Raw genomic sequence first — 25,505 nt, forward strand, 5'->3', positions numbered from 1 at the left:
GTTGATTTCCATTCCAGGATGCTCGCTTTCCGCGGGGTGTGCGGTGAGCCTCTTAGCGCTCTGCGCTATTAAGAGTCTCACCTGTCCCACTCATCCCGCAGGAGTCTCGCACCTTGCACTCCAATCAACTTACCGGTATGAAATTTAAAGATCTATAAAAGTAGAAAACTGTTAGTTTATTAAAAGGGTAAGACCAACTCGTATAAGAAGATGGTCTTACCCTTTTTTGTTATATCGTAGAACTACTTCAGCCACTTTTAGAGGACTTTTATGTAACTTCCCTTTTCAGCACGCTTCTTTGCCTTCGTGTTCATTTCTTTGATTTTATGGGATATATTTGAACCTTCTACTAATTTCCCATCTATGATGACTGTTGGGTCGATCAATCGAGGCTTTCCTTTTAAGTGAATATCAAACTCAATCTCGTTTTCTTGTAGCTTCACTGGCTTTATAAGTCCTTCATATCGAGCTACTAAGGACGACTTGTTTGATGTTCGGACTTTTTGAAGAACTTCCTCATCTGTAAGCTTAAAATCTGATAGTGTTATAACATCTAGCTCTAAAGCTTCTTTGAGCAATTTTGTTAGTCGATCATATCCGTATACATTCAGGGGATTCATGAAAAAATCTAAAACCTCTTTATAATACGCTTCTACGAACCATTCAGCCTGTTCCGTTCCTTTAATACAAATTAATCCTCGTGATACACACAATTTCTCCATAAAAAGAACAATCTCAAGCTTTGAAAGGTAACCGTATCTATACATATCTCTTAGTGTGTAGTCGATGCGGTCCGCACACAACAACGGTAATGGTTGCTCTAATAACGAATGATCACCTTTCATGATCTCTTCAATGGAAAATCCATGATGTTTCAATATACTTGGAATTTCTGAGTCCATAATGGTTTCCTCAAAGATTTCTTCATGAAAGTCTTCTGATTCATTATCCAGTACAAAATCGATCACATGAGAAAATGCAGTGTGGGAAACATCGTGAAGGAGCCCAGCGATTTGCTCTTGAAGTGTCCCTCCTAATTTTCTGATCAATAGCATTACGCCAACCGAATGCTCATATCGCGAAACGTTCCATTCCTTGTTTACAAGAAAAGAAGCACCGCCTTGATGAATGCCTTTTAAACGTTGTACCGGTTTAGACAATATTAAGTCCTGCAACACAGGTTCAACTTCGAAAAAACCATATATATCATCAACTATCATGCCTTTTCCCCTTTTTTTGTTTTTTTCATTTTAACATACCTGAAATCTCCTTCACTCCACATTTACACAACAACCATTTGTTAAGATTTCCCCTCATATAGACCTTATTTTCTTTAGAATACTAGGGAGGTTCTGACCATTCTTTCACCATTTTCCTTTGTTAGCATAATGATTGTGAAACCTACTTGTTGCATGAGGCGAGTAGGTTCACGATCAAACAATTATAAGGGGATGAATGATTTGAGCATGAAGAAGAAAGCTGTTGCATCATTACTTTCAATGGGGATTATTGGCTCATTCTACAGTACTTCCACACTCGCTTACGACCCGTCAGAACAAGTTCAAACTGTCGCACACCGCGGCGCTGCAGGCTATGCACCAGAGAACACGATGGCGGCGTTCCACAAAGGTGTAGATATGAAAGCTGACTATATTGAAATAGACGTACAGGAAACAAAAGACGGTGAGCTCGTTGTTATTCATGATGTTACATTAGACCGAACAACGAACGGAACGGGATATGTGAAAGACCATACGCTAGAGGAGATCCGTCAACTTGATGCTGGAAGCTACTTTGGGGAAGAATTTAAAGGAGAAAAAGTTCCTACTTTCGAAGAAGTTCTTGATGAGTTTCGTGGAAAAACGGGTATACTGATCGAATTGAAAGCAACCTATTACTATCCTAACATTGAAGAAAAAGTTGCCGCAGCCATAAAAGAACGAAACATGCATCTACCTGCTCATGATAAGATCATCATTCAATCATTTGAGTTCGAATCCATGCAACAGATGGACAAGCTTTTGCCTCAAGTCCCAGTTGGTATACTAACTTCTCGCTCAACAGATCTAAGTGAAGCGAAGCTCGATGAATTCGCTACATATGCTGAATTCGTAAACCCTAGCAGAACGCTTGTAAATTCTTCAATAGTTGATGAAGTACATGAACGTCATATGGGCATCATGGCTTGGACGGTTCGAAACCAACAAGAAGTTCAACCGCTCTTAGACGCAGGTGTTGATGGAATCATTACCGATTATCCAGATTATACGCCAAGACATAAATCAAAGTAAATGTTTATAAAAAGTGTTGAAGCTATGGGTTGCTTCAACACTTTTTTACTTAATTGATATTCTCTTTGATTATTTTGCATGGGTTACCTACAGCTACACAATTAGCTGGAATAGATTTTGTGACAACACTTCCCGCTCCGATGACAGTATTTTCACCTATTGAAACACCCGGTAAGATAACGGAATTTCCACCGATCCAAACATTGTTTCCGATTGTCACAGGCTTTGTGTTCGTTCGATATGGCGCTTCATTTGCTTGTGGATGCTTATTGATTCTTTCCAACACGCTTATAGGGTGTGTTGCCGTGTAGATTTGGACATTAGGTGCGATCAGTACGTTTTCCCCAATCGTAATCTTGTTGTTATCTAACAAAACACTGTTGAAATTAATAAAAGTATTGCGTCCTATCGATATATTTTTTCCGAATTCACATTGAATGGGTTTCTCAATCCAAACCCCTTCTCCAACGCTGCCTAATAATTTCTTTAAGATCTGTACTTTGCTTTCGGTCTCATCAACGCTTGTCGTATTAAAGGTCTCCACAAGCTTTTTGGCATCGAACGACATTTGTAAAAGTTCAGGATCTCGAGTGTTATAAAACTCACCGGATAGCATTCTGTCAAACTCTTTCATCTAATCCCCCCATGTCTATTTTTTCTTACTACCATCTAACAACAAAAAAGCATAGAAGTCCAAAACTTCCATGCTTTTTGTGATTTATTTATGTTTAGCCAATACTTCATCCAACTTTGCTGATTTTTCACTAAGCTTGTTATTGATTTTTTCATTGAGACTCAACCACTGGTTCATCTTCTCTAATGCAAGCTTCTCATTATTTGCTCTGAAAGCATCGTGCATCGCTTTTTTCGTTTCATGTGCTTGGCTTTGCAGAGTTCTTAACTCCTGATGAATCTGCTTCATCTCCTGCCAGCCGGCTTTATGTGAGCTTCGTTTTTCTTTTACATTCTTTTCTCCAGCCTTTACGTGCAGGTCGAAAAGCTGGTCTTTCTTTTTAACGATCTCTTTTTGAATCTCTAATCGTTCGATCTTAAGAGCGTTCGCTTTGTGAACCTGCTCCTCAAAATTTTTCATCTGCTTAAAGTGTTGACCTCTTTTATGAGACTCCACTTGGATCTTTTCTTGGTTGGCAGCCGACACCGTAATTGCACCACTCGTTAGAACGGAAAACGCCAGTGCAAGAGGAATAAACTTTTTCATCACACTCACTCCTTTAACTTTTATACAGGTATCATTTGTTAAAGGAGCGTAAATCTTACGTTCATATGTATGTAAATTCTTTGACATTTCATCATAACTTTTTGAGTGCACGGTTGACTGTCTCTCGTCTTAGACCAACAAACTGCCCGATCTCTTCTTGAGTCAGCACTTTTTCAATCTGGATATCCGGAAAATAATTGGCGAACCAGTTTTGAAGCTTTCTAATCTTTCCTTCTGGCGTCAAAGTAGACATCTGATTGATGCGCTGCTGCATCATTCTTAATTTCGATTCCAGCAATAATGCGACTTCTTTATACTTGGATGGGTCTTCTTCAAGTGACCTATACCATTGCTGCGGTTCGATCCGCGTGATCTCACACGGTAACAGTGCTATAGCCGTCCCGTTATACTCGTTCGGACTCGTCAATGAATGATGCGGGATCACTTCGCCTGGAATGATTAAATTCAACAAAACTTGGCTTCCATCTTCATGAACACGAACAATCTTTAATAAACCGCTATCTAACCGAAATAATGGACCTTCCTCTCCTTGCCTGAATAGAATCTCACCTTTTGCCATCAGCATGTATCGTCCTCCCCCTGCGTGTATCGTATGTATCACCTATTCTACACATCCTCCATATGCTTGTAGGTAAGGAGGATGAAGATCTATGAAACTTGCTCCGTTTATGCAAGAATTAACCCTATTGTACAGCATTGCCCTAATTGGTTATATCCTTCGAAAGAAAGAGGTCTTGCCACATGGCAGTGAACGCACTCTTTCCGTCCTCTTACTGAACGTAACATTGCCTGCATTAATTGTTTTTGGTATGGATGTTCCCTTTTCGATAGAAAACCTTAAGCAGTTTGGCTGGCTTTCCCTGATGTCAGCATTCGTCTTACTTTTATCCTCTCTCTTTTCTTGGTGGAGAGTTAAACAGTGGCAAATAAAAGACACACAGAAAAATGCCTTAGAAGGAATCATGATTTTTGGGAATCAAGGTTTTCTAGGCATCGCAGTCTGTTTTATATTATTCGGAAAAACAGGAGTGCTTTTTGCAACATTCTTTAATTTTGTTTATTTGCTGTGGATTTGGACGTATGGTATTTATCTCTTTGCTCGTCATTCCAAAGTTTTGCCGTGGCGAAGTGTCTTTTTAAACCCTGGCGTTATTTCAACACTGATTGGCTTCATTCTTTTGCTTCTGCCAGGTACCCTTCCACATGCTTTATCGAACACATTAGAAATGCTAGGAAAACCTACCGTTCCGCTTTCTATGTTATTGATCGGTGTTCTTCTAGGCGGATTGCCTTTTAACCATTTAATTAGTTTTTTTAAAAAATCACACTTATGGCTAGCGAGTTTTTACAAGCTTCTTCTGTTTCCGATGCTATTAATTCCTTATATTTTCTTTTCCTTACCACTGGAACTTGTAGTCGTAGCCGTTCTAACAGCTGGCATGCCTTCTGCTCCTACCATCTCGATGTATGCAGAGCGTTATGGAGAGGACGCCTCTTTTGCTGCAGCGGGTGTTATGTTAAGTACAATTCTTTCCTGTCTAACCATCCCACTGTTATATGCACTCGTGTTAATAATCTCTTCCTTTACCGGAGTCTGAGATCTCAAGCAGAATCTCGGGGTACGGTGCAAAGAACGTCTGACCAAGAATCTCACTGTCTTCAAAACGGATCGCGTACGACTTCAAAATCGTAGCCACACTAGAAAAGGGTTCTTTTTTGTTTGCGTACTTTTGAAGAAGCTCTTCAAAAAAGGCAATTTCTTTTACTGAAAGATGCGGCTGAAACCGTTTGAATATCTCGTACGCCACTTTCCGGTTAGAATCGCTTCTTGCCGTACGATTGAACAATTTGTTCATCGCTTTTGCATACAGTTGTATCGTGCGTTCTTCTCCATTTTCCTGCTCTTTTTTTAAGATCCGGTTCATCACTTTTAACGTTGGGTTGCTATAGGCCATAAACAGAAACTGATTTTTCTCATGAAAGCTTTTAATCGCTTGAAGCCCCTGCGGCAGTATGTTTCTAAAAGCAGCGAGCGTAAAAAGCTTCGTATAAAAACGATCACGAATCGTAAAGTTATTTAACCTTCCTTCTTCTTCAATCGCTAAATGTGAATATAGTTCAGCAACTCTGCCGCCAAACAACCCGCTCGAATGCCCAATCGCAGGACCTTTTTCAGTAGAGGCATACACCTTCACTTCTTTTAACCCACAAGAAGGAGAACGCGTCTTCAGAATAAACCCATCTGTATCAATGATTCCAGCCAGATAACCATCTGAAAATGTACGCATTTCGTTCGTGACATCACGTTGCGTTGATGGCTGAAGAAGAAAATGATCCTCACCCTTTTTCACAATACGAATCGTTTCTCGTGGCGTTCCTAGCCCGATTTCTACTTCTGGACATACCGGAACAAAATCTACATAGTCCATCAGTTTTTTGATCACATCATTATATATGACATCACCGTTATAGCGGCATGCTTCAAATTCAAGACACTTACTTACAACTACACGTGGTCTAGCGAAGGCTTCCATTCCAAAACTCCCCTCGATCTTTTTATCAGTGTTCCACTTTTAGATGAATTATTAACATAATTTCTGTAAAATGTTGGTTATTAAGGAGCGATTTGATGGCTTACTATGAAGATCTTCGGAAATATGTAGGAACCGCACCACTCATCTTACCTGGTTCTGTTGTTATTATTGTGAATGAAAAGGATGAAATATTATTACAGCATCGGACCGATGGCGGATGGGGATTACCTGGTGGCCTGATGGAGCTTGGTGAAAGTTTTGAAGAAACGGCGATTCGTGAAGTAAAAGAAGAAACAGGACTCGATGTTGAGGGCTTGACCCAGCTTCATGTCTATTCGGGCCAAGATCATTATATAAAGAATGCAAACGGTGATGAACTATATGCCGTGACCGCAGTGTATACGGCTCATTCTGTAAGTGGCAAACTGACCATCGATCACAATGAATCACATGATTTTCAATATTTCAAACATGATCAACTTCCTAAAGACACGTTAGGCGGTGCACGAAAATACATAACAAACTATATAGAGATGAAGAATCAGAACAAAGCTTACCGGTAATCAGGCCGGTCGCTCTGTTCTTTTTTCGTTAAATTTTAGTTCAATATAATCGCATACCGGCTCATAACCGATATTTTGATAGATTTTATTAGAAGTAGGGTTTGAGAGATCTGTATAAAGCGTGCAGAACGTAAATCCTTCTTTCAACAGGTGATCACTTAATGCAGCAACACAAGCGCTCGCATATCCTTTCCCTCTAAGATTCTTAGGTGTATAAACCAAATTGATCGAAACACCTTTAATATTCGGTCGGGTCTTAGCTGCCATCGAAACTGGCTTCCCATCCTCTTCCCATATAAAAAGAAACTCGCTCGCTACACGGATTTTTGCATACTCTTCTGCTTCCGCCATCGTCATAATCTGCTTCGTTTCTTCTGTCATCTCTACGATCCAGCGAGGCAAAAAAGCTAAGTCTGCTTTTGTGGCTAGTCTTAAACGACCGGTTAGAGCTGCAGGCTTGATAACAGTAGGAAGCGCGTAAAGACGTAGATCCATCAGCAATTTTTCTTCTAGATGATGAGCTGTCGTCCACTCTTGTGCGAACACCTTCCCAACAGCTTTTGGTGACATGATCTTTTGAATATAGTAATCTTCTTGGATCAAATAACGAACTAAGTAAGGCACTGCCGCAACACCATCTGTTTCCTCTTTTTCTAAAAGTAACAAGGCATAAGGTGGAATGAGCATCGCTGATAACATGATCTTTCCATTTTGTTTTACGGTAGCGAGAAAAGGCTGCTCGCCCTTCCATACTTTGTCTTCAAAACGCAAGCAGTTGCCAAGCATGATTCCTGCTCGATCTTCCTGACACAACAGAAAGTCTTCTACTTCCCTATAAAAAGCTCGTATAGATGAATAACGCGTGACCTCCATGATCGTGACCCTCTCTTTATCTATTAAGTCTGTAATCTTATCTATTTCCTCTCTCTAAAGAAAGATTCCTTCTTTTTAGAGATTTTCGTATTCATTGTTGCTTTTGAAAGTATTGATTTCCGTTACAGATGCTCGCTTTCCGCGGGGCAGGCGGTGAGCCACATTCGTACGTTTCACGTATAAGTGTCTCACTTGCCTACCTGTCCCGCAGGAGTCTCGCATCTTTCACTACATTCAATAGTCGAAGAAGAAAATCTAAATACTAAATAGCGAAAGTCTTTTTGAAAAAAGCTTCTTGAAAGAGGTTAATATCCATTTCAGAGTAGTTGCTTTAGCCTAAACAACATTGTCTCATCCTATGCAAGTTGAATGGAGAGGAAGGTTGCCGACTCCTATGGGACGAGTGGACTGTCCGAAAAGTGGAAGTGGCTCGTTCAGCCCCGACCAGCAAAAGTTGAATGGGCTAGGAAGGCGCACTTTGCCTTCTTAACCGTTTAACTTTTGACCTCGAGGGGCTAGCCACTGCAACTAGACAGGTGGAGACCCTTAACGGCGCAAAGCGGCAAGGGGCTCACCGGTCGCCCATGGAAAGCGTGCAACCTGGAGCGGAGATCAACTACTTTCAAAGACAACAATGTAATTACAATTTTTTATGTTCTTTAATTGGTTAAAGGATGCCATTTTCTGATATACTGACCATAACGTAAAGGAAGGTGAACGAAATGAGTACACATGTATTTTCAAAACGCGAAGAGATAGCAAATGCCATCACACACGGACTCGGTGTCCTTCTAAGTGTAGCGGTTACTTCCATTCTGCTCGTGTTTGCCGTATGGAAAGGAACAGCGGTTCATATTGTTAGCTTCGCCGTATTCGGAGGCACGATGCTGACGCTCTATTCAGCTTCAACCCTCGTACACGCTTTTCCTAAAGGACGGGTTAAGGATTTATTTGAGATCATGGACCACGCGGCCATCTATCTCTTTATTGCAGGAACGTACACCCCAATCGTGCTGATAGTTGTAGGCGGAGCACTGGGATGGACATTGTTTGGAGTCGTTTGGGGACTCGCGATCTTCGGTGTCGTTTTTAAAGTCTTTTTTACAAAAAAATTCGTTGTGTTATCAACATTAGGTTATGTCGCGATGGGATGGCTGATCACATTTGCCTTTCAAGATATTTCAGCAAACATGCCACCAGCAGGCATTCAGCTCTTAGTTGCAGGCGGAATCATCTACACGCTCGGCAGTATTTTTTATGTATGGCGCAGCTTTCCGTTCCACCACGCCGTATGGCATTTGTTTGTTCTAGCCGGCAGTGTGATGCATTTTCTTATGATGTTTTATGTGTTGCCTAACTAAAATAATTTCTTTAAAGAAGCAGATATGTTCTGCTTCTTTTTTTATGCTGTGGTTTTAACGATCTTAGCTTCTGCTGACTCTTCAGATTGAAATAAAAAGTGATAAATGATTAAACTTGTAACACCCATCAAACTAAACAGCAAAGTAATCGTGTTTGCTGAGAGAAATCCGCTCAGCATGACAAATAGTGCGGCAATCATTCCAGACACATGAAACGACAGTCCGTAGATCGCCATGTAAGAGCCGCGAGCATCATCCGGTATGATGGAAGCAACATAAGCTTGCTTAGCTGGAATATGAATCAGTTCACCAACAGAAGCTATAAACATCGCTATGATTAAAACAATGGGACTCGTGCTATAGCTGATCACAATAAAACCAATTGCGTAAGCAGATCCACCTCCTAGCATTAAGGACCGATCTTTAAAACGCTTAAAAATAGTAGCTACAAACAAACTTAATACGACGACTAAGATGGTGTTCTCTGCTTTTAGCAAACCGATCAATTGAAACCCATCTACTTCAAATAATGATGTAAAAGGTAGTAATGGCACTTGATCTTGTATATCGCTTACAAGTTTGATACCGATATATGTGGTCAAACTCTCCTCTAACGAGATAAGAAACAACCCTGCTACCGTGAAGAGGATAAATTTTCGGTTCAAAAAAATGTTTTTATAGCCTCCCTGCAAGATTTTTGTTTCGTTGGCGTCCTGAATCACAACGCTTGGCAGCCGTACATCTTCAAGCCATAACCATGTCACCACCCACGTAATAAAAGTAACCAACGCGATTCCTAAAAATAACTCATAAGGATAGGTTTTAAATAGGATAGCTCCCGTTACTCCACCTGCAGCAACCGCCAAATTCCCAAGCCAATAAGAGATCGTATAAATTGCTTTTCTATTTTCCTTCGTACTTGAATCAATTATGATCGCACCATACGCAGGTCCAGCCATTCCCGTAAAAAAGAGAATAACAATGAACACTACAAAGTTCACATATGCTGAAAGAGGAAATAACAGATTAAGGACTCCAGCAATCAAGTAACCGAAACCAATCATGCTCTCACTTAGTAAAATAACTCGCTTTCTTCCAAATTGATCGGAACGCCTTCCGCCAATCAACGCACCCGTTATACCTGATAGAATGACTCCGATATACATCAAACCCGTTGAAAACACCCCCACCTGATTAGAAAAAAAGATAGCTAGAAACGGAATGACAGTGGAAGAAGCAAATGTCGTAATAAACTGAAGCACTAACCTTAGCTGGATGTTGCGATGAAACGAAAAGAAATTCATGTTTATCTCCCCTTTTATGATTGATTAATCAATCATTATTAGAATAAAAAGCAACCGAAACACCTTTTAGCGTTTCGGATATAACAGTTGGAAAGCTGGAATCTTAAACTTTTCTCTAACCCGTGATACTGCATAGTCTGTAAACGTTAATCGAATTCCTAATAGAAAGCCAAGGTACGCTGTCGCTGTTAAGTCTTCATCAGATATTTCTAAAACTCCACTTTTTTGACCATTTCGTATGATCTGTTGAAGTTTTAAAATAAACTCAAGACTAAATTCATCTAAGACTTTAAACGGTTCTGGAAATTTCGTATGCTGTCCGATCACTTGCACGACCAGCTGTAGATAGGTACGCATCTCGATAAAAATAGTAATATGTTTGTCTATCATGCTCTTAATCTCAGCTAAAATATCTTCAGCATCCGGATCAAAGTCTAACATCGCTTCTCTATATTGGTTTTCTAAAGGCTCTGTAACTGCATGGTAAAAAAGCTGATCCTTATTTTCAAAGTACGTAAACACACTTCCAAAACTAACACCCGCAGCTTTTGCTACCTTTGCGATGGTCGTGCTCTCATACCCTTGCTCTGCAAACAACAGGATCGCCTGCTCTAAAATTTTTTCACGCTTTTGTTCCATCGCTTTCATTTGTTTATGTGATAAAGGCAATTGAGTAATCTCCTTTTTATGGATGATTGGTTAATCAATCATTATTATAGTGTATATGTTAAAATAAGTAAAATATTTTCGTGGAGGAAGTAAGAATGACTATATCCATTGAACACCAGCTTTATACGATGTGCATGGTTCAGGACGGAGATAAAGTTTTGTTGATCAATCGGCCAGACAATCGCGGCTTTCCTGGTTTTTTAGCCCCTGGTGGTAAAATAGATTTTCCTGAAAGTTTAGTAGAAGGTGCTTGTAGAGAAGTTAAAGAAGAAACAGGATTACGTGTTTCAAACTTAGTGTTCAAAGGAATCGATGAGTATGTAAATCCACAACAGAATGTGAGATACATGGTGTTCAACTATTGGACGGATACGTTTGATGGTGAACTTTTGTTAGATCCACCAGAAGGCGAATTGGTTTGGGTCTCGATGAACGAAGCATTAGATCTTCCCATGCAAGACTGGTTCAAAGAAAGGTTTCCGTTGTTTTTTGAGGAGGGTACTTTTGAGATTCAACGGGTGTGGGATGATTATAAAAAGAAGCAGATTGAGCTTTCCGTCATAAAAACTTAGAGAGGATACGGCTATTCATTTGTCGATAATTGTCTAGATTTGTAGACTCGTGGATATCCTCCTCAAATTTGTGGATTGAAGGACAAAACTCGTGGATTGAACGTCATTTTTCGTGGATTCAAGAGCTAAACTTTAGGAATGCACCTCTGAGCGCCTCCTCTAACTGCTTCTTTAGCCAATTAGTTAAGAAAGGATGGCTCCCACAAGAGCCATCCTTCATGAATTAACTACTTTTACTTAATAATTTGCAACTCTTTCGGGTATTTCGTCAATGTTTCATGCCCATCTGCCGTTACATAGACGTCATCCTCAATACGTACACCGCCGACATCATCAATATAGATGCCTGGTTCGATCGTATACGTCATTCCTTCACGAAGCACGCCATCGTTGTTGTCACTCATGGACGGGAATTCATGAACATCAATTCCAAGACCGTGTCCGATGCGGTGCGGGAAGTGATCTCCGTATCCCGCTTCAGCAATGTGGTTGCGTGCGATCAAGTCAATGTCACCGATGCGCGTTCCTGGCTTAGAAGCTTCTAACGCTTTCAATTGCGCCTGCAACACCGTATCATAGATTTCACGGCGCTTTTCGTCCAAATTACCAAACGCTACAGTACGCGTGATGTCCGAACAATATCCGTCAAGGACTACACCAAGATCGAATAAAACAAAATCGCCGTGCTGAAGTTTTCTCAAGCCTGGCTTCCCATGAGGCTGTCCCGCTTTTTCACCGAATAACACCATTGTAGAAAACGACATCGCGCTGATGCCTTTTTGCTTCAGTTCGTATTCGATCTTCGCGAGTACTTCCATCTCTGTTACACCCTCACGAAGTGCTGCAACTCCAACTTCAACTCCATAGTCTGCAAGTCTAGCCGCTTCACGCAACGTCTTTAACTCGCTCTCTTCTTTTATGAGACGAAGCTCGTTCATCAATTCTTCAGCTCCGACCAAGTTCGCACCATCAAACATACCAAGTAGCTTTTCGCCACGCGCGTATGGAAGTGTTTCTTTTTCAACCGCAATCGATGATGCTGCAGTCACTCCACGGTTATCTAAAGCAGCTTGAACCTTCGCCCAAGGATCTTCAGAATCGCTGTAACCTACAATCTCATACGTCCAGCCTGCGTCTTTAGCTTGCGAACGCTCCATGCCTGGACAGATCATGAACGGCTCTCCTTCTGCAAGTACAGCCACACCTAACACACGTTCATGCGGATCCGAATACAATCCTGATAGATAGAACACGTTTGCTGTCGTGTGAATGAACGCGAAAGTATGCCCTTCTTGCTTTAACCAGTTTTGTACCTTTTGAATACGTCCTTCGTTCATGTATATACCTCCAATAAAAGCCCGAGGGCTATAAAATAATCTCTCATACTCTATTGTAGAATAAACTCCCGTGAAAAAACAGAAGCACACATCGCAAGTAGCAAATGTGTGCTTAAAATTTAAAGCTTGAAAGAGGTTGATTTCCGTTTCAGGTGCTCGCTTTCCGGGGGGGCGTGCGGTGAGCCACCTAGCGCTCTGCGCTGTTAGGTGTCTCACCTGTCCCGCTAACCCCCAGGAGTCTCCCACCTTACACTCCAATCAACTTGCCAATGATGCCTTTTGTGAGTTTTAACCAAAAGCAACCTTGCTTCTTTCAATAAATTAAAACTGAACCTTAGACTCAATAAAGCTCTTAAGATCTGCAATCTTCACGCGCGTTTGTTCCATCGTGTCACGGTCACGTACGGTTACCATACCGTCTTCCTTAGAATCAAAGTCATACGTGATACAGAAAGGTGTCCCTACTTCATCTTGACGACGGTAACGTTTACCGATTGATCCTGTTTCGTCATAGTCCACATTGAAATCTTTCGCAAGTGAGCTAAACACTTCTGTTGCTTCTTCAGATAGCTTCTTAGATAGTGGCAGAATCGCTGCTTTATAAGGAGCTAGTGCAGGGTGCAAGTGCATTACTGTTCTTGAAGTACCATCTTCAAGCTGCTCATCTTCATACGCATCAATTAGGAACGCCAACGTTACACGGTCCGCACCTAGAGAAGGCTCGATGCAGTAAGGAACATAACGCTCGTTTGTTTCTTGATCGATATAGTTGAAATCTTCACCTGAGAACTCCATGTGACGCTTCAAATCGAAGTCTGTACGAGATGCAACGCCCCAAAGCTCGCCCCAACCGAACGGGAATTTATATTCAAAGTCAGTTGTCGCATTGGAGTAGTGAGAAAGCTCATCTTCATTATGGTCGCGAAGGCGAAGGTTTTCTGACGTCATACCCAATGATTTTAGCCAGTTTTCAGCTGTATCTTTCCAATAGTTGAACCATTCGATCTCGCTTCCTGGCTTACAGAAGAACTCAAGCTCCATCTGTTCGAACTCACGTGTACGGAACGTGAAGTTACCAGGTGTGATCTCGTTACGGAAACTCTTACCGATTTGTGCAATACCAAACGGCAGCTTTTTACGCATCGTACGCTGAACATTTTTAAAGTTAACGAAGATTCCTTGCGCTGTTTCCGGACGCATGTAGATTTCGTTTGAACTTGATTCAGTTACACCTTGGTGTGTTTTGAACATTAAGTTGAACTGACGGATGCTTGTGAAGTCATGGCTTCCGCACTCCGGACAAGCGATATTGTATTCTTTCACTAACTCTTCCATCTTTTCAAACGGAAGGCCGTCTACAATGATCTCTTTACCAGCTTGCTCAGCAGCATCTTCGATCAATTTATCAGCACGGTGACGCGCTTTACAGTTCTTACAGTCCATCATCGGATCGTTAAAGTTACCGATGTGACCAGATGCTTCCCACGTACGAGGATTCATTAAGATGGCTGCATCAAGACCTACGTTGTAAGGTGATTCTTGAACAAACTTTTTCCACCATGCTTTTTTTACGTTGTTCTTCAGCTCAACACCTAGCGGGCCATAATCCCACGTATTTGCAAGACCTCCGTAGATTTCAGACCCTGGAAATACAAAACCGCGGTGTTTCGCATGATTTGTGATGGTTTCCATGTTTTTTGTCATTTTTATTCCTCCCATTTAGGTTTTGCCTTATGGGTCGGCCGTTTTTTAAAAAATAAAAAACTCCCGTCCCAAGGCGCTATGCCCAGGGACGAGAGTTATATCTCCCGCGGTTCCACCCTAGTTGATCCGTATGTAAAAACGAATCCTCTTTTAGAAAAGCAACTCCGGATTGCCGTTTCACTAATGTCTCTTACTGGGCTCTCACCATCCCCAGCTCGCTAAAAAGAGTGTACATCTAGCTACTATTCATCCTTCACAGCTGCATATCATCTTTTATAATAAAATAATATTACCAAAAAACAAAAACATTAGTCAAAAGATTTTCCTATTATATGCAGTTATTGTTTATTTTGTGCCAGTTCATTTTCAATTTGCTCTAAAGTAGGGAGTGCCGTCATCGCTCCTTTAACAGAAACTGCAAGTGCTCCAGAAACGCTTCCGAACAACGCCATGTCGCTCGCTTCATCAAGGGTCAGGTCTTGGAGTGACCCATTATATTCATTCAATTGATGAAGTACAGCAGCAACATAAGCATCCCCTGCTCCGGTTGTATCTACCGAAGATACACGTTTTGCCGGAATGTACTCGCCGCCCTCTTTCGTCACCACATAGCTTCCATCATCTCCTAGTGTGATGAAGAGTAAGGGAATATCATATTCTTGCAGCACTTTAATGCCTTCTTCGACCTTTTTTAACCCTGTGATAAATTCGAGTTCCTCTTCAGAGATCTTAACGATGTCAGCATGCTGCAGCATCGATAGAATGGTTTCACGAGCTTGCGCTGGTGTCTTCCAGAGCGATAATCGTAAGTTCGGATCATACGAAACCCACATACCATTTTCTTTTGCGAGTCTTACCGCTTTTTCAGTAGCACTTTTAGAGGGTTCGCCAATCAACGAGATTGAACCAAAATGAAGAATTTTATGCTCTTTAAAGAGACTCGGTTGTACATCTTTTTCTTGTAAGAAGCGGTCTGCGCTCGGGTTGATGTAAAAGTCGAACGATCTCTCACCGTTTGGATCAAGCGTTACAAACACAGCGCCTGTTCTCACTTCTTCTGTCTTGTACACATGAAACGCGTTCACGCCATAGCTCTTTAATGTATCAATCATGAACGACCCTAGAACATCATCTCCCACTTTTCCTAAAAAAGTAGATGCTGACCCTAATCGTGCAACCCCAACGGCTACATTGGCTGGTGCACCACCAGGACTTTTCTGGTACGTCGTGTTCGTTTCGTCTGTTGGAATAAAATCAACAAGTGCTTCTCCTAATGAAATGACGCCTTTTTTCATCATAACCTCCCCCTTCTTATTGGAAAAAAATCAGGCATGGTTAGCCTGATTTCCAGATTTATTTCATTTTAACTTGCAATAAGGAAGTTTCACCTTTTGTTGCTTCAGACGCCGCACGCTTATCTAAAGATTCAACCGCATCACCATTTGTAATCACGATCGGCGTTACCGTGCTAGCCGCTTTTTCCTTAATCAATTCTAGGTCAAAGCTTAAAAGCTTGTCTCCTGCTTTTACTTTATCTCCTACGTTCACATGTCCCTCGAAACCTTCACCGTTCATGCTAACCGTTTCAAGACCAACGTGGATCAGAATCTCTGCACCAGCTTCTGATTGAATGCCGATTGCATGCTTCGTGTGGAAGAACTGAACGATTTCTCCATCGACTGGAGAGACAACAACACCTTCTGTTGGTTCTATCGCAATCCCATCGCCCATCATCTTTTGAGCGAACGTCGGATCTGGTACCTCTTCAATGTTTACGATTTTTCCTGTTAATGGAGCGATTAGTGTTTCTTCTTTTTTAACTTCTTTTTTTCCAAATAGTTTATTGAACATAATTTTTCACTCACCTTTCAGTTTGCTTTACTTTTATAATTTACACCTGTCTGAACGCTTTAAAACATTTCAGCTCTTAATCACAAACCCATGTTTGAAAATCATTGTAGCTCGTGGGATTGATTTCCGTTTCAGGTTGCTCGCTTTCCGGGGGGCGTGCGGTGAGCCTCCTCTGCGCTTTGCACACTTAGGAGTCTCACCTGTCCCGCTGATCCCCCAGGAGTCTCGCACCTTACACTCCAATCAAATTCGATGATGTAGAAAATCAAAAGATAAAAGCTGAATCTTTGATATAAAGAAAGACCAAAGAGCAAGAAACAAGTTCAATGCTCTTCAGGTCCTATTAAACAGGGTAAACTTTCCCTATAAAAGTAATGCAGTGCTTAACTTGTTGTCAACGAGAAAGGCTCTATTACTGATATAGCGCGTTGGACAATAAACGGAACAGATAATCCGTGTGATCACGAAATCCTGCTTCGAGTCCGATCAACGTAACGTCTTTTTGTGCTTCTTCTACAATAACGGCTTGACCAGCTGCTTGTTGGTTATTTTTCCAGTGCCCCGCAACAAAGAAGTCACCGTCTCCTAACGTTGCGATCGATTTTGAGTTTCCTAACTCTGTAAACCAGACTGGTCGATAAACAAATCCGAGATCTGCCTCTTTATAGCCAGCTGTCACTTCATCTTTTTCATAGTTTACATTGACAATTCCGTTGCTGTTGGAGCCGCCCGTATTTACCTTTATCGTTGTTAAGCCGAGCTGACTTGAAGCTTTCGCACCACCAGCGCCTACTGAAATATATTTTCCACCATTATTAATAAATGTTTGCACGTTGTTTTTGAAACTGTCATAAGCCTGCTTGCTGCCAATTACAAATGGCTTATTCGCTTCTCTCACATTCTCGTATTGCATCAATGCGTCCGTTCCGGCATATAGAAACGCATCGTACGAAGATAGACCCTTTTCTGCAACTTCTTTTGGTGTCACTTCTGTTACTGAGAAACCGAGTCGTTCTAATGCAAGCTTTGTACCCGCATGACTTTGTGCTTTATTCATACCGCCATCTTTTAATACAGCTACTTTTAGTGTTGAAAGCTTTTCTTTTTGAGCTGGCAGTTTCGCTGAATGCAGCTTAATTCCTGACTCTTTCACGAGCTTCTTATTTCTTGAGGAGAGGTTTTCTATATAGAAATTTCCTGCACCGTCTTTATATACACGCTCACCTTTTTTCATAAGATCGTTTACTAGTTTTACCGCTTGGACAGAGCTGTTAGAAATCACATAAGGCCCTTTTCCTTGTAAGGAGCCTTCATATTCCGCTTCTTTCACAGGCTTTGTTTTTGCATTCACCTTTTCATCCACTTCAATCGCTTCAAAGCCCCATAATTCTGGTAGACTCCAAGCTGATATGTCATACATAGCTGGCGTATCGTTCGTGATATCCTCGCCATCCCATAACATTGTGTTTGCGAGTCCAGCCTTTGCTTGGCTCATTGAAACGATATATGTGCCAGCCGGGTAGGTTTGTCCTTTTACTGAAAAAGCTTTAACGGCTTTTTCTACAGAAATATCATTTTCAATAAGATGGTTCACTGCTTTTTCTGTAACCGTCGGATCCTTTTCATTTACAGGTAAAACATAGGCATTCGGGAAAAATCCTTCTTCATGGTAAGGGTGATCAAAATTAATGCCACGCTCAAAGATCTCAATTTGATCTGTAAGCATTCCTTGTTTGTTCTGCTCAGCAAATTTCAATGCTCCCATCACAGCATCGTTTGCCCATCTCACACCATCCCAGTTGTTTGTCGGTGCTTCTAACGTGTAGCCGTATGCCCCATGATACATCGCATACATCGGTGTGAAGATTGGTGGATAATCGTCCCAACCTGCGCTGTCATCACGCTGCGGAATATAGGTTCCTGTCATATTTTTATAGAGATCTGTTTCATAGTTTGCTTTATTTCCAACGATTTCTGCTTCCATCGCTTTTGCTTGATCTAATGCCCATTTAGAGAACAGGTCATATTCATAGTTCGGGTTATGAGGCGGCGTACACGGCTCGATCAATCCAGGTTTTCCGTCATCACTGTTCACATATCCGTGAAGATCTAAGAAGACCATCGGATTCCACTCTGTGATCAGATCAACAGTTTGTTTCGTTTCCGCTTGTGAAAGAGTGATAAAGTCACGGTTTAAATCGATACCGTTTCCGTTGAAGCGAGTGCCGTCAACACGACCATCTGGATTTGCCACCACGTTAAAAATAAGTATGTTGCTGTCTAGAATTTCTTTTGTTTCTTCATCATTAGCATTAGCAAAACGATTGATCAGCTGAAGAACAGCATCCGACCCTATGTATTCAGTTCCATGGATAGATCCATTGATCATCACCGGTACTTTAAAATCAGGATTCTCAGCAATCCAATCTTGTGCTTTCTGAGGATTTCTGAACATTTCTTTACGTAGTTTTTTATAATGTCCATATTTGCCCTTATCCTCTGTATTTGAGATCGTAACTACATACATTGGATATCCTTTAGATGAAACCCCTTTTTGTTCGAGGGTTACGCGATTACTTTCTCTATCAATCTTCTTTAAGATCGAACCAATCTTTGAATATTTCACAAAGTCATAATGCTCAGAGTTAAACGGACTTCCATCAGCCTCTTCAAAACTATTAACATACGACCACTTTTTTTGTGGTGCTTCTGCCGATACAGCAAATGGCATCGATGACAGCAAACTCAAACTCATAACACCTGCTACCCATTGTTTCTTCAACATGTTGTTTATCCCCTTCCTCTTCCAAAAACAAAATAATTATACTTAAATATGAATTTTTATTCAATCTCTTTTTCAAGATTATTTCACCAGAATTAATATTCAATAGACTATAGTTGATACCTCTATAAAAAGTCTAAAGAAATATAAATGAGTAAATATTCATAGTTCTTTATTCTTATAAAAGACTTCAATAAAAAATAACGAGAGGTAATGTTATAATTTGGATATTCAGAGAGGGGGTTGAAATGCATGGAAATTAGTGAGGTTTCGAGAATAGCCATCGGCACACATCTGGGGAAAATGAATGAAGAAGACTCACTTCTCTATCAGGCATCTATTGAATTTGCGCTTTTAAAAAGAATTAACTTTATTGATACTGCACTTAATTATCGAGGGATGCGTTCGGAGCGCGATATTGGTAGTGTTTTAGAAACGCTCATTCAAAAGGAAAAGCAGATCAACAGGAAAGATGTTTTTTTGTCTACGAAAGCTGGTATCGTACCTGGTGATATAGACGCTCAACTTCGTCCTGATCAATACCTGCAGAAAGTTTTATTGAAAAAAGATATTCTTCAGCTTTCTGATCTACAGATCATCGACCATCACAAACACGTTATGGAAGCTTCTTTTTATGAATTTGCTATCCAGCAAAGTTTAAAACACATGCATGTTGACTACATAGATGTCCATTACATTCATAACCCTGAAGTTTCTTTGATCGTTTTAGGGGAGGAAGTCTTTTATCAAAAACTTAAAAGCTTGTTCTCGTTTTATGAACAGCAAGTGGAGAAAGGTTTGATTCGCTATTATGGTTTAGCGGTTTGGTCAGCTTTTACTGAGTCTCCTGGCACATCTGGTTACATCTCTTTGGAGAAAGTGATCAATGTTGCCCAATCAGTTGCAGGAAACTCACACCATCTGTGTTTTATCCAAGCTCCGTTCAACCAATCGAATCAGAGAGCTGCAAACGATGAGAACCAGCAAATCAACGGTAAATGGAGAACACTATTTCAAGCTGCAGAAGAGTTACGCGTTCACGTCACAACAAGTGCCCCTTTAGATTGTGGAAGACTTGCTAATCATCAACACAAGAATGTAGATGAGTTGATGTCTATGGTTTTAAATACACCGGGTATCTTGTCCACGATGATCGGTATGCGAAAGGTAGACACGGTAAAAAAAAATTTGAGATGCTTAAACAAAGTTGGCTCGTAATAACGAGTCAACTTTGTTTATATGGAACAACTGTTAAACAAATTCCAATATGCACGTCCTATTGAAATCTTACCAGTGTGCTTGCAACTTATTACCATTCGGATCATAAAAGTGAAAGAATGCATGACCATTATCTTCTTTGATATCATCGACCTTAACCTGATTATCAATCAAGTGTTCATGAAATTTAGCTAATTCGGGACTCGTAAAACCAATGCTGAATTCTTGTTCGTTGTTGACTGTAAAATGTGCAAAAGTTTCATCTTGAGTAGGAACTAAGATGATTAAGAATGGTCCTTCATTTACTTTTATAATTGCCAGCTCTTCTGTAATATTTAACAACTGGAGCCCTAATATATCTCTATACCAATGTGCTGATGGTTCTAAATCTTTTACAGGAATTCTAATATAATGTACTTGTTCAATAAATGAATTACTCATATCCTTCTCCCCTTGCTTCGTTTTTTCAATATACCTCTTTCTTCCAATTTCTAAAAATACCTGCTATTTTAATAAAATTTCATAAAGATCGATCGTCCAATGTAATCTTACGAAATACATACCAAAACATCTGGAAAAACTTTTTTACTCACTTTTTTAGAAATATTACTTGTAAATGAAACCGTTTTATTTTACAATCACTAATGCAAACGATTGCACCAACGTGCATATACAAATTTGTAAGCGATTCAATTTTTTTCGCAATCTACTGAATGCGATTTCAAAAAGACAACGAAAGATATATACTTAAGGAGGAAATCGTTTTGAAACAACGTGGAAAACTCATTTCATTTGATTTCTGGCAAAAGCTAGGTAAAGCGCTTCTTGTAGTAGTAGCGGTTATGCCAGCTGCCGGTTTGATGATATCACTAGGTAAAGTTATCGCTATGTTCGGTGGCGACATGACATTAGTGCAAACGATTGCTCGTGTTATGGAAGACATCGGATGGGCGATCATTACAAATCTGCACATCTTATTTGCGGTAGCGATCGGGGGATCTTGGGCGAAGGAACGTGCTGGCGGTGCATTCGCAGCCGTAATCGCGTTCATCTTGATCAACCGTATTACAGGAGCAATCTTCGGCGTGAACAGCGCGATGATGCTTGAAGAAGGCGCAAAAGTAAAATCACTTTTTGGCAGCGAACTCGTTGTTGGTGATTATTTCACTTCAATCCTTGGCGCTCCAGCACTAAATATGGGAGTATTCGTCGGAATCATTTCCGGTTTCCTAGGTGCTGTTCTATTTAACAAGTACTACAACTACAACAAGCTTCCAAATGCATTAGCATTCTTTAACGGAAAGCGTTTTGTACCATTCGCTGTTATTTTATGGTCAGTGGTTACAGCTTTACTACTAGCTTTAATTTGGCCGTTTATCCAATCACTGCTGAATGACTTTGGTAAATGGATTGCAACATCTCGTAACACGGCTCCAGTTATCGCGCCATTCGTGTTCGGTACACTAGAACGACTATTGTTACCATTTGGTCTTCACCACATGTTAACAGTGCCGATCAACTACACGGAGCTCGGCGGAACGTATCAAATCATGACTGGTTCAGGAGCAGGATCTTCTGTAGCAGGACAAGATCCACTATGGTTGGCTTGGATCAATGATCTTAACAATTTCTTAGCGGCTGGAGATACAAAAGCGTATCAAGCACTTTTAAATGATGTAGTACCTGCTCGTTTTAAAATGGGACAAGTTGTTCTTTCAACGGCATCTCTTGTAGCGATCGCTCTTGCGATGTACATGAACGTTGATAAAGACAAGCGCAAAAAGTACAAGTCTATGTTCTTATCTGCAGCACTCGCTGTATTCTTAACAGGTGTAACGGAGCCGATCGAATTCATGTTCATGTTTGCTGCTCCACTTCTTTATGTTGTTTACGCAATCACAACTGGACTTGCGTTCGCAGTAGCGGATCTAATCCACGTACGTGTTCACTCATTCGGTTTTATCGAGCTACTTACTCGTACACCATTGCTTGTAAAAGCAGGATTAACACGTGACTTAATCAACTTTGCTGTAACGTGTATCGTATTCTTTGGATTAAACTTCTCGATCTTCTACGTATTGATCAAAAAGTTCAACCTGCCTACTCCAGGTCGTGCAGGTAACTATATCGAAACAACAGAAGCTGATGCTGCACCTGCTAAAAATGAAGCAGCAACAGGATCAGACAACTCTCAAGCTTCAGCGATCATCACGCTTTTAGGTGGAGCTGACAACATCGAGGACGTTGACGCTTGTATGACTCGCCTTCGTGTAACGGTTAAGGATGCAACTGGCGTTGGCACAGAAAAAGAGTGGAAAGAGAACGGAGCACTTGGTCTGATCATTAAAGATAAAGGTGTTCAAGCGATTTACGGACCAAAAGCTGACGTATTAAAATCTGATATTCAAGATCGTTTGGGGATGTAATTCATGAAGCTATTAACGTTAAACGTTCATGCTTGGCAAGAAGAGAACCAGATGGAGAAATTAGAGATGCTTGCTCGCGATATCGCGAGTGAGCGTTATGATGTTATCGCATTTCAAGAGGTCATGCAGTCGATAGACTCTTCTCTTGTCAAAGACAATATCAAAAAAGATAATTATGCCCTTGTTCTTTTAGAGCTATTGAAGAAACTTGGCGTTGAAGATTATGACTTTGTATGGGACATGGCCCACTATGGCTATGTAACGTACGAAGAAGGATTGGCGATCATCAGCCGCCATCCAATTACGTCTCATGAAAGCTTTTTTGTTTCTGATCTACAAGATATGCACAACTGGAAAACACGCAAAATCGTAAAAGCAACCATCTCTTATGAAGGACAAGATATTCAATTCTTCTCCGGGCACTTTGGCTGGTGGGAAGATGACATCGAACCCTTTAAAGGTCAGTTCGATCGTTTGATGCAGTACATTCCTGAAGAAGGTCTTTCTTTTATCATGGGTGACTTAAACAACGATGCGAACGTTTGTGGCGAAGGCTTTGACTACGTAAAAGAAAAAGGGCTTTACGATACGTACGAACTGGCTGCAGAGAAAGATGATGGGTTAACGATCATCGGTTCTATTGCTGGCTGGGATAACAATGAAGCTGGTCGCAGGATTGATTATATTTTAAGCAGCAAGCCTGTTGATGTGGTTCAATCATCTGTTCGTTTTAACGGTAAAGAAACACCAGTGGTCTCCGATCATGCAGGTGTGGCTGTGACGATAGAGATTTAAAGAATTCGCTTTTTATGGTTTTGTTTCTTAATCAGCTTCTTAGATAAATTGATTGCAGTGGAAGGTGTGAGACTCCTGCGGGACAGGCGGGCAGGTGAGACACTTAAGAGTGAAACGTCCGAATGTGACTCACCGCCTGCCCCGCGGAAAGCGAAGCACCTGAAACGGAAATCAACTCCCACAATAGCAACGAAAAGTACGGAAAAATATTTAAATCAAACAAACCATGGGGAGCCGTTTTGCGGTATCTACTGGCGTGTTGTTAAAGAGAAAACATGGAGGTAACATTATGGAAAAAGTTTGGTGGAAAGAAGCCGTTGGCTATCAAATTTACCCTCGCAGCTTCCAAGATTCTAATGGAGACGGAATCGGCGATCTAAAAGGGATCATTCAACGTTTAGATTATATTAAAGACCTTGGTATCGACGTGATCTGGATCTGCCCAATGTACAAATCGCCAAATGACGATAATGGTTACGACATTTCCGATTATCAAGATATCATGGACGACTTTGGAACGATGGAAGACTTTGATCTCCTGATGGAGGAAGTTCATAAGCGTGATATGAAGCTGATCATTGACCTAGTTCTTAACCATACGAGTGACGAGCACCAATGGTTCATCGAGTCTCGTTCATCTAAAGAAAATCCAAAGCGCGATTGGTACATTTGGAGAGACGGTAAAGACGGCAAAGAGCCAAACAACTGGGAAAGTATTTTCTCCGGATCTGCATGGCAATATGATGAAAAGACAGATCAATATTACCTCCATGTTTTCTCAACAAAACAACCAGACGTAAACTGGGAAAACCCAGAGGTTCGCGAAGCTCTTTATGACACAGTTAACTGGTGGTTGGATAAAGGAATCGACGGTTTCCGTATCGATGCGATCAGCCATATTAAAAAGCGTGATGGCTTCCCTGACATGCCGAACCCGAAGAACGAAAAGTACGTGTCTTCCTTTGACATGCACATGAACCAAAAAGGCATTCACACGTTCCTTCAAGAGTTCAAAGACCGCACATACGCAAACTATGATGTAATGACGGTTGGTGAAGCAAACGGCGTTAAGATTGACGAAGCGGACCTTTGGGTAGGAAAAGAAAACGGAAAGATGGACATGATCTTCCAATTCGAACACCTCGGCCTCTGGGATGCAGAAACCAATCCGGAAGTAGATATCGTTGAACTGAAAAAAGTGTTAACACGCTGGCAAAAAGGTCTTGAAAAAGAAGGCTGGAACGCACTGTTCATTGAAAACCATGACAAACCACGCGTTGTTTCCACTTGGGGCAATGATGATGAGTTTTGGTATGAAAGTGCAACGAGCTTCGGCGCGATGTATTTCTTGATGCAAGGAACACCGTTCATCTATCAAGGCCAAGAGATTGGAATGACGAATGTACAGTTTGACTCGATTGAAGATTATGATGATGTCGCTGACAAAAATCGTTACCGCATCAAGCGCGAAGAAGGCGTTTCACACGAAGATATCATGTCTGTGATCTGGGCATCGTCTCGTGACAACAGCCGTACTCCGATGCAGTGGAACAGTGATGAGAACGCTGGATTCACAACGGGTACTCCTTGGATGAAAGTCAATCCGAATTTCACAGAAATCAACGTGGAAAAGCAAGAACAAGACGAGCATTCGATCTTAAGCTTTTATAAGAAAATGATCGCATTAAAAAAAAAGAACGAAGTCTTCACGTACGGTGTATATGATCTGATCCTTGAAGAAGATGAGCAGATCTATGCGTACACTCGTACACTTGGAGAGGAAAAGATCGTTGTGATCACGAACCTTTCTAAGACGGAAGCGAAGTTTGAAACAGAATTGAAGTTGAACGCTAATGATCTGTTATTAGCAAATAAAGAAGTTGCAGCTCATGACGATGTAACAAGCGTAGCGTTACAACCGTATGAAGCGCGTGTATATCGCGTGAAAGCTTAACAAACAAAAGCGTGCTATCCGATTAGGGAGA

General features: G+C 41.0%; 23 protein-coding genes. 9 read left to right on the plus strand and 14 right to left on the minus strand.

Features of this window, described 5'->3' with window-relative positions; genetic code table 11:
- Positions 1-257 precede the first annotated feature (257 nt).
- Positions 258-1,220 (minus strand): HD domain-containing protein, encoded by a 963-nt coding sequence (locus tag ABE65_RS20630; protein WP_066399246.1) that lies wholly within the window; start codon positions 1,218-1,220, stop codon positions 258-260.
- A gap of 246 nt (positions 1,221-1,466) precedes the next feature.
- Between ABE65_RS20630 and ABE65_RS20635 the strand changes: the two genes are divergently transcribed.
- The gene (locus tag ABE65_RS20635) at positions 1,467-2,291 is read left to right on the plus strand and encodes a glycerophosphodiester phosphodiesterase (protein ID WP_330998130.1); all 825 of its coding nucleotides are present in this window, start codon (positions 1,467-1,469) and stop codon (positions 2,289-2,291) included.
- Positions 2,292-2,340: 49 nt separating this feature from the next.
- Here ABE65_RS20635 and ABE65_RS22350 read toward each other — a convergent pair whose 3' ends face one another.
- From ABE65_RS22350 to ABE65_RS20650, 3 genes are all read right to left on the minus strand, one after another.
- The gene (locus ABE65_RS22350; protein ID WP_066399251.1) at positions 2,341-2,925 is read right to left on the minus strand and encodes a sugar O-acetyltransferase; all 585 of its coding nucleotides are present in this window, start codon (positions 2,923-2,925) and stop codon (positions 2,341-2,343) included.
- Between the two features lie 84 nt (positions 2,926-3,009).
- Positions 3,010-3,510 (minus strand): hypothetical protein, encoded by a 501-nt coding sequence (locus tag ABE65_RS20645; RefSeq protein ID WP_066399253.1) that lies wholly within the window; start codon positions 3,508-3,510, stop codon positions 3,010-3,012.
- Between the two features lie 91 nt (positions 3,511-3,601).
- On the minus strand, positions 3,602-4,096 hold the full coding sequence (locus ABE65_RS20650; protein WP_066399255.1) for a Crp/Fnr family transcriptional regulator: 495 nt from the start codon (positions 4,094-4,096) through the stop codon (positions 3,602-3,604).
- Positions 4,097-4,181: 85 nt separating this feature from the next.
- On the opposite strand from ABE65_RS20650, the gene ABE65_RS20655 reads away from it, so the two are divergent.
- Complete coding sequence (locus ABE65_RS20655) at positions 4,182-5,129, plus strand: AEC family transporter (protein ID WP_066399257.1); 948 nt, start codon at positions 4,182-4,184, stop codon at positions 5,127-5,129.
- Here ABE65_RS20655 and ABE65_RS20660 read toward each other — a convergent pair.
- Positions 5,100-6,065 (minus strand): YbgA family protein, encoded by a 966-nt coding sequence (locus ABE65_RS20660; RefSeq protein ID WP_066399259.1) that lies wholly within the window; start codon positions 6,063-6,065, stop codon positions 5,100-5,102. The genes ABE65_RS20655 and ABE65_RS20660 overlap by 30 nt on opposite strands.
- 95 nt (positions 6,066-6,160) lie before the next feature.
- Between ABE65_RS20660 and ABE65_RS20665 the strand changes: the two genes are divergently transcribed.
- A complete protein-coding gene (locus ABE65_RS20665) occupies positions 6,161-6,628 on the plus strand; it encodes an NUDIX hydrolase (RefSeq protein ID WP_066399261.1) in 468 nt (155 codons plus the stop codon).
- On the opposite strand, the gene ABE65_RS20670 is transcribed toward ABE65_RS20665, so the two are convergent.
- Positions 6,629-7,501, minus strand: a complete 873-nt coding sequence (locus ABE65_RS20670; protein WP_066399263.1) for a GNAT family N-acetyltransferase — start codon at positions 7,499-7,501, stop codon at positions 6,629-6,631.
- Between the two features lie 722 nt (positions 7,502-8,223).
- On the opposite strand from ABE65_RS20670, the gene trhA reads away from it, so the two are divergent.
- Positions 8,224-8,862: a PAQR family membrane homeostasis protein TrhA gene (gene trhA / locus ABE65_RS20675; protein ID WP_066399265.1), complete on the plus strand. Its 639-nt coding sequence runs from the start codon at positions 8,224-8,226 to the stop codon at positions 8,860-8,862.
- A 41-nt stretch (positions 8,863-8,903) separates the two neighbouring features.
- Here the strand turns inward: trhA and ABE65_RS20680 are convergent, their stop codons facing one another.
- Positions 8,904-10,166, minus strand: a complete 1,263-nt coding sequence (locus ABE65_RS20680; RefSeq protein ID WP_066399268.1) for an MFS transporter — start codon at positions 10,164-10,166, stop codon at positions 8,904-8,906.
- Positions 10,167-10,232: 66 nt separating this feature from the next.
- Positions 10,233-10,835 carry a TetR/AcrR family transcriptional regulator gene (locus ABE65_RS20685; RefSeq protein ID WP_066399271.1) on the minus strand — a complete coding sequence of 201 codons (603 nt, stop codon included), beginning with the start codon at positions 10,833-10,835 and terminating at the stop codon, positions 10,233-10,235.
- A gap of 95 nt (positions 10,836-10,930) precedes the next feature.
- Between ABE65_RS20685 and ABE65_RS20690 the strand changes: the two genes are divergently transcribed.
- Positions 10,931-11,407, plus strand: a complete 477-nt coding sequence (locus ABE65_RS20690) for an 8-oxo-dGTP diphosphatase (RefSeq protein ID WP_066399273.1) — start codon at positions 10,931-10,933, stop codon at positions 11,405-11,407.
- A 233-nt stretch (positions 11,408-11,640) separates the two neighbouring features.
- Here the strand turns inward: ABE65_RS20690 and ABE65_RS20695 are convergent, their stop codons facing one another.
- From ABE65_RS20695 to ABE65_RS20715, 5 genes are all read right to left on the minus strand, one after another.
- Positions 11,641-12,744 (minus strand): M24 family metallopeptidase, encoded by a 1,104-nt coding sequence (locus tag ABE65_RS20695; protein WP_066399276.1) that lies wholly within the window; start codon positions 12,742-12,744, stop codon positions 11,641-11,643.
- Positions 12,745-13,065: 321 nt separating this feature from the next.
- A complete protein-coding gene (locus tag ABE65_RS20700; RefSeq protein WP_066399278.1) occupies positions 13,066-14,448 on the minus strand; it encodes a glycine--tRNA ligase in 1,383 nt (460 codons plus the stop codon).
- Positions 14,449-14,786: 338 nt separating this feature from the next.
- The gene (locus ABE65_RS20705) at positions 14,787-15,743 is read right to left on the minus strand and encodes an aminoimidazole riboside kinase (protein ID WP_066399281.1); all 957 of its coding nucleotides are present in this window, start codon (positions 15,741-15,743) and stop codon (positions 14,787-14,789) included.
- A gap of 58 nt (positions 15,744-15,801) precedes the next feature.
- On the minus strand, positions 15,802-16,299 hold the full coding sequence (locus ABE65_RS20710) for a PTS sugar transporter subunit IIA (RefSeq protein WP_066399283.1): 498 nt from the start codon (positions 16,297-16,299) through the stop codon (positions 15,802-15,804).
- Positions 16,300-16,711: 412 nt separating this feature from the next.
- Positions 16,712-19,084, minus strand: a complete 2,373-nt coding sequence (locus tag ABE65_RS20715; protein ID WP_066399285.1) for a M14 family zinc carboxypeptidase — start codon at positions 19,082-19,084, stop codon at positions 16,712-16,714.
- Between the two features lie 249 nt (positions 19,085-19,333).
- Between ABE65_RS20715 and ABE65_RS20720 the strand changes: the two genes are divergently transcribed.
- Entirely contained in the window at positions 19,334-20,299 is a 966-nt protein-coding gene (locus ABE65_RS20720) for an aldo/keto reductase (protein ID WP_066399286.1), read from the plus strand.
- A gap of 69 nt (positions 20,300-20,368) precedes the next feature.
- Here ABE65_RS20720 and ABE65_RS20725 read toward each other — a convergent pair whose 3' ends face one another.
- A complete protein-coding gene (locus ABE65_RS20725) occupies positions 20,369-20,740 on the minus strand; it encodes a VOC family protein (protein WP_066399287.1) in 372 nt (123 codons plus the stop codon).
- A 272-nt stretch (positions 20,741-21,012) separates the two neighbouring features.
- On the opposite strand from ABE65_RS20725, the gene ABE65_RS20730 reads away from it, so the two are divergent.
- The 3 genes from ABE65_RS20730 (at position 21,013) to ABE65_RS20740 (ending at position 25,474) form a co-directional block, all read left to right on the plus strand.
- A complete protein-coding gene (locus tag ABE65_RS20730) occupies positions 21,013-22,725 on the plus strand; it encodes a PTS transporter subunit IIBC (RefSeq protein WP_082861537.1) in 1,713 nt (570 codons plus the stop codon).
- Between the two features lie 3 nt (positions 22,726-22,728).
- A complete protein-coding gene (locus tag ABE65_RS20735; RefSeq protein WP_066399293.1) occupies positions 22,729-23,520 on the plus strand; it encodes an endonuclease/exonuclease/phosphatase family protein in 792 nt (263 codons plus the stop codon).
- A gap of 289 nt (positions 23,521-23,809) precedes the next feature.
- The gene (locus tag ABE65_RS20740; RefSeq protein ID WP_066399299.1) at positions 23,810-25,474 is read left to right on the plus strand and encodes a glycoside hydrolase family 13 protein; all 1,665 of its coding nucleotides are present in this window, start codon (positions 23,810-23,812) and stop codon (positions 25,472-25,474) included.
- The last annotated feature ends 31 nt before the right edge of the window (positions 25,475-25,505 follow it).

The organism is Fictibacillus phosphorivorans (assembly GCF_001629705.1).
Classification (GTDB): Bacteria; Bacillota; Bacilli; order Bacillales; family Fictibacillaceae; genus Fictibacillus; species Fictibacillus phosphorivorans_A.

Coding starts and splice junctions, on each gene's coding strand:
- ABE65_RS20645 (WP_066399253.1), bottom strand. CDS start 3,510: ATGAAAAAGTTTATTCCTCTTGCACTGGCGTTTTCCGTTCTAACGAGT.
- ABE65_RS20665 (WP_066399261.1), top strand. CDS start 6,161: ATGGCTTACTATGAAGATCTTCGGAAATATGTAGGAACCGCACCACTC.
- ABE65_RS20655 (WP_066399257.1), top strand. CDS start 4,182: ATGAAACTTGCTCCGTTTATGCAAGAATTAACCCTATTGTACAGCATT.
- ABE65_RS20730 (WP_082861537.1), top strand. CDS start 21,013: ATGCGATTTCAAAAAGACAACGAAAGATATATACTTAAGGAGGAAATC.
- ABE65_RS20705 (WP_066399281.1), bottom strand. CDS start 15,743: ATGAAAAAAGGCGTCATTTCATTAGGAGAAGCACTTGTTGATTTTATT.
- ABE65_RS20660 (WP_066399259.1), bottom strand. CDS start 6,065: ATGGAAGCCTTCGCTAGACCACGTGTAGTTGTAAGTAAGTGTCTTGAA.
- ABE65_RS20720 (WP_066399286.1), top strand. CDS start 19,334: ATGGAAATTAGTGAGGTTTCGAGAATAGCCATCGGCACACATCTGGGG.
- ABE65_RS20710 (WP_066399283.1), bottom strand. CDS start 16,299: ATGTTCAATAAACTATTTGGAAAAAAAGAAGTTAAAAAAGAAGAAACA.
- ABE65_RS20670 (WP_066399263.1), bottom strand. CDS start 7,501: ATGGAGGTCACGCGTTATTCATCTATACGAGCTTTTTATAGGGAAGTA.
- ABE65_RS20740 (WP_066399299.1), top strand. CDS start 23,810: ATGGAAAAAGTTTGGTGGAAAGAAGCCGTTGGCTATCAAATTTACCCT.
- ABE65_RS20680 (WP_066399268.1), bottom strand. CDS start 10,166: ATGAATTTCTTTTCGTTTCATCGCAACATCCAGCTAAGGTTAGTGCTT.
- ABE65_RS20725 (WP_066399287.1), bottom strand. CDS start 20,740: ATGAGTAATTCATTTATTGAACAAGTACATTATATTAGAATTCCTGTA.
- ABE65_RS20700 (WP_066399278.1), bottom strand. CDS start 14,448: ATGACAAAAAACATGGAAACCATCACAAATCATGCGAAACACCGCGGT.
- trhA (WP_066399265.1), top strand. CDS start 8,224: ATGAGTACACATGTATTTTCAAAACGCGAAGAGATAGCAAATGCCATC.
- ABE65_RS20690 (WP_066399273.1), top strand. CDS start 10,931: ATGACTATATCCATTGAACACCAGCTTTATACGATGTGCATGGTTCAG.
- ABE65_RS20735 (WP_066399293.1), top strand. CDS start 22,729: ATGAAGCTATTAACGTTAAACGTTCATGCTTGGCAAGAAGAGAACCAG.
- ABE65_RS20630 (WP_066399246.1), bottom strand. CDS start 1,220: ATGATAGTTGATGATATATATGGTTTTTTCGAAGTTGAACCTGTGTTG.
- ABE65_RS20715 (WP_066399285.1), bottom strand. CDS start 19,084: ATGTTGAAGAAACAATGGGTAGCAGGTGTTATGAGTTTGAGTTTGCTG.
- ABE65_RS20650 (WP_066399255.1), bottom strand. CDS start 4,096: ATGCTGATGGCAAAAGGTGAGATTCTATTCAGGCAAGGAGAGGAAGGT.
- ABE65_RS20695 (WP_066399276.1), bottom strand. CDS start 12,744: ATGAACGAAGGACGTATTCAAAAGGTACAAAACTGGTTAAAGCAAGAA.
- ABE65_RS20635 (WP_330998130.1), top strand. CDS start 1,467: ATGAAGAAGAAAGCTGTTGCATCATTACTTTCAATGGGGATTATTGGC.
- ABE65_RS22350 (WP_066399251.1), bottom strand. CDS start 2,925: ATGAAAGAGTTTGACAGAATGCTATCCGGTGAGTTTTATAACACTCGA.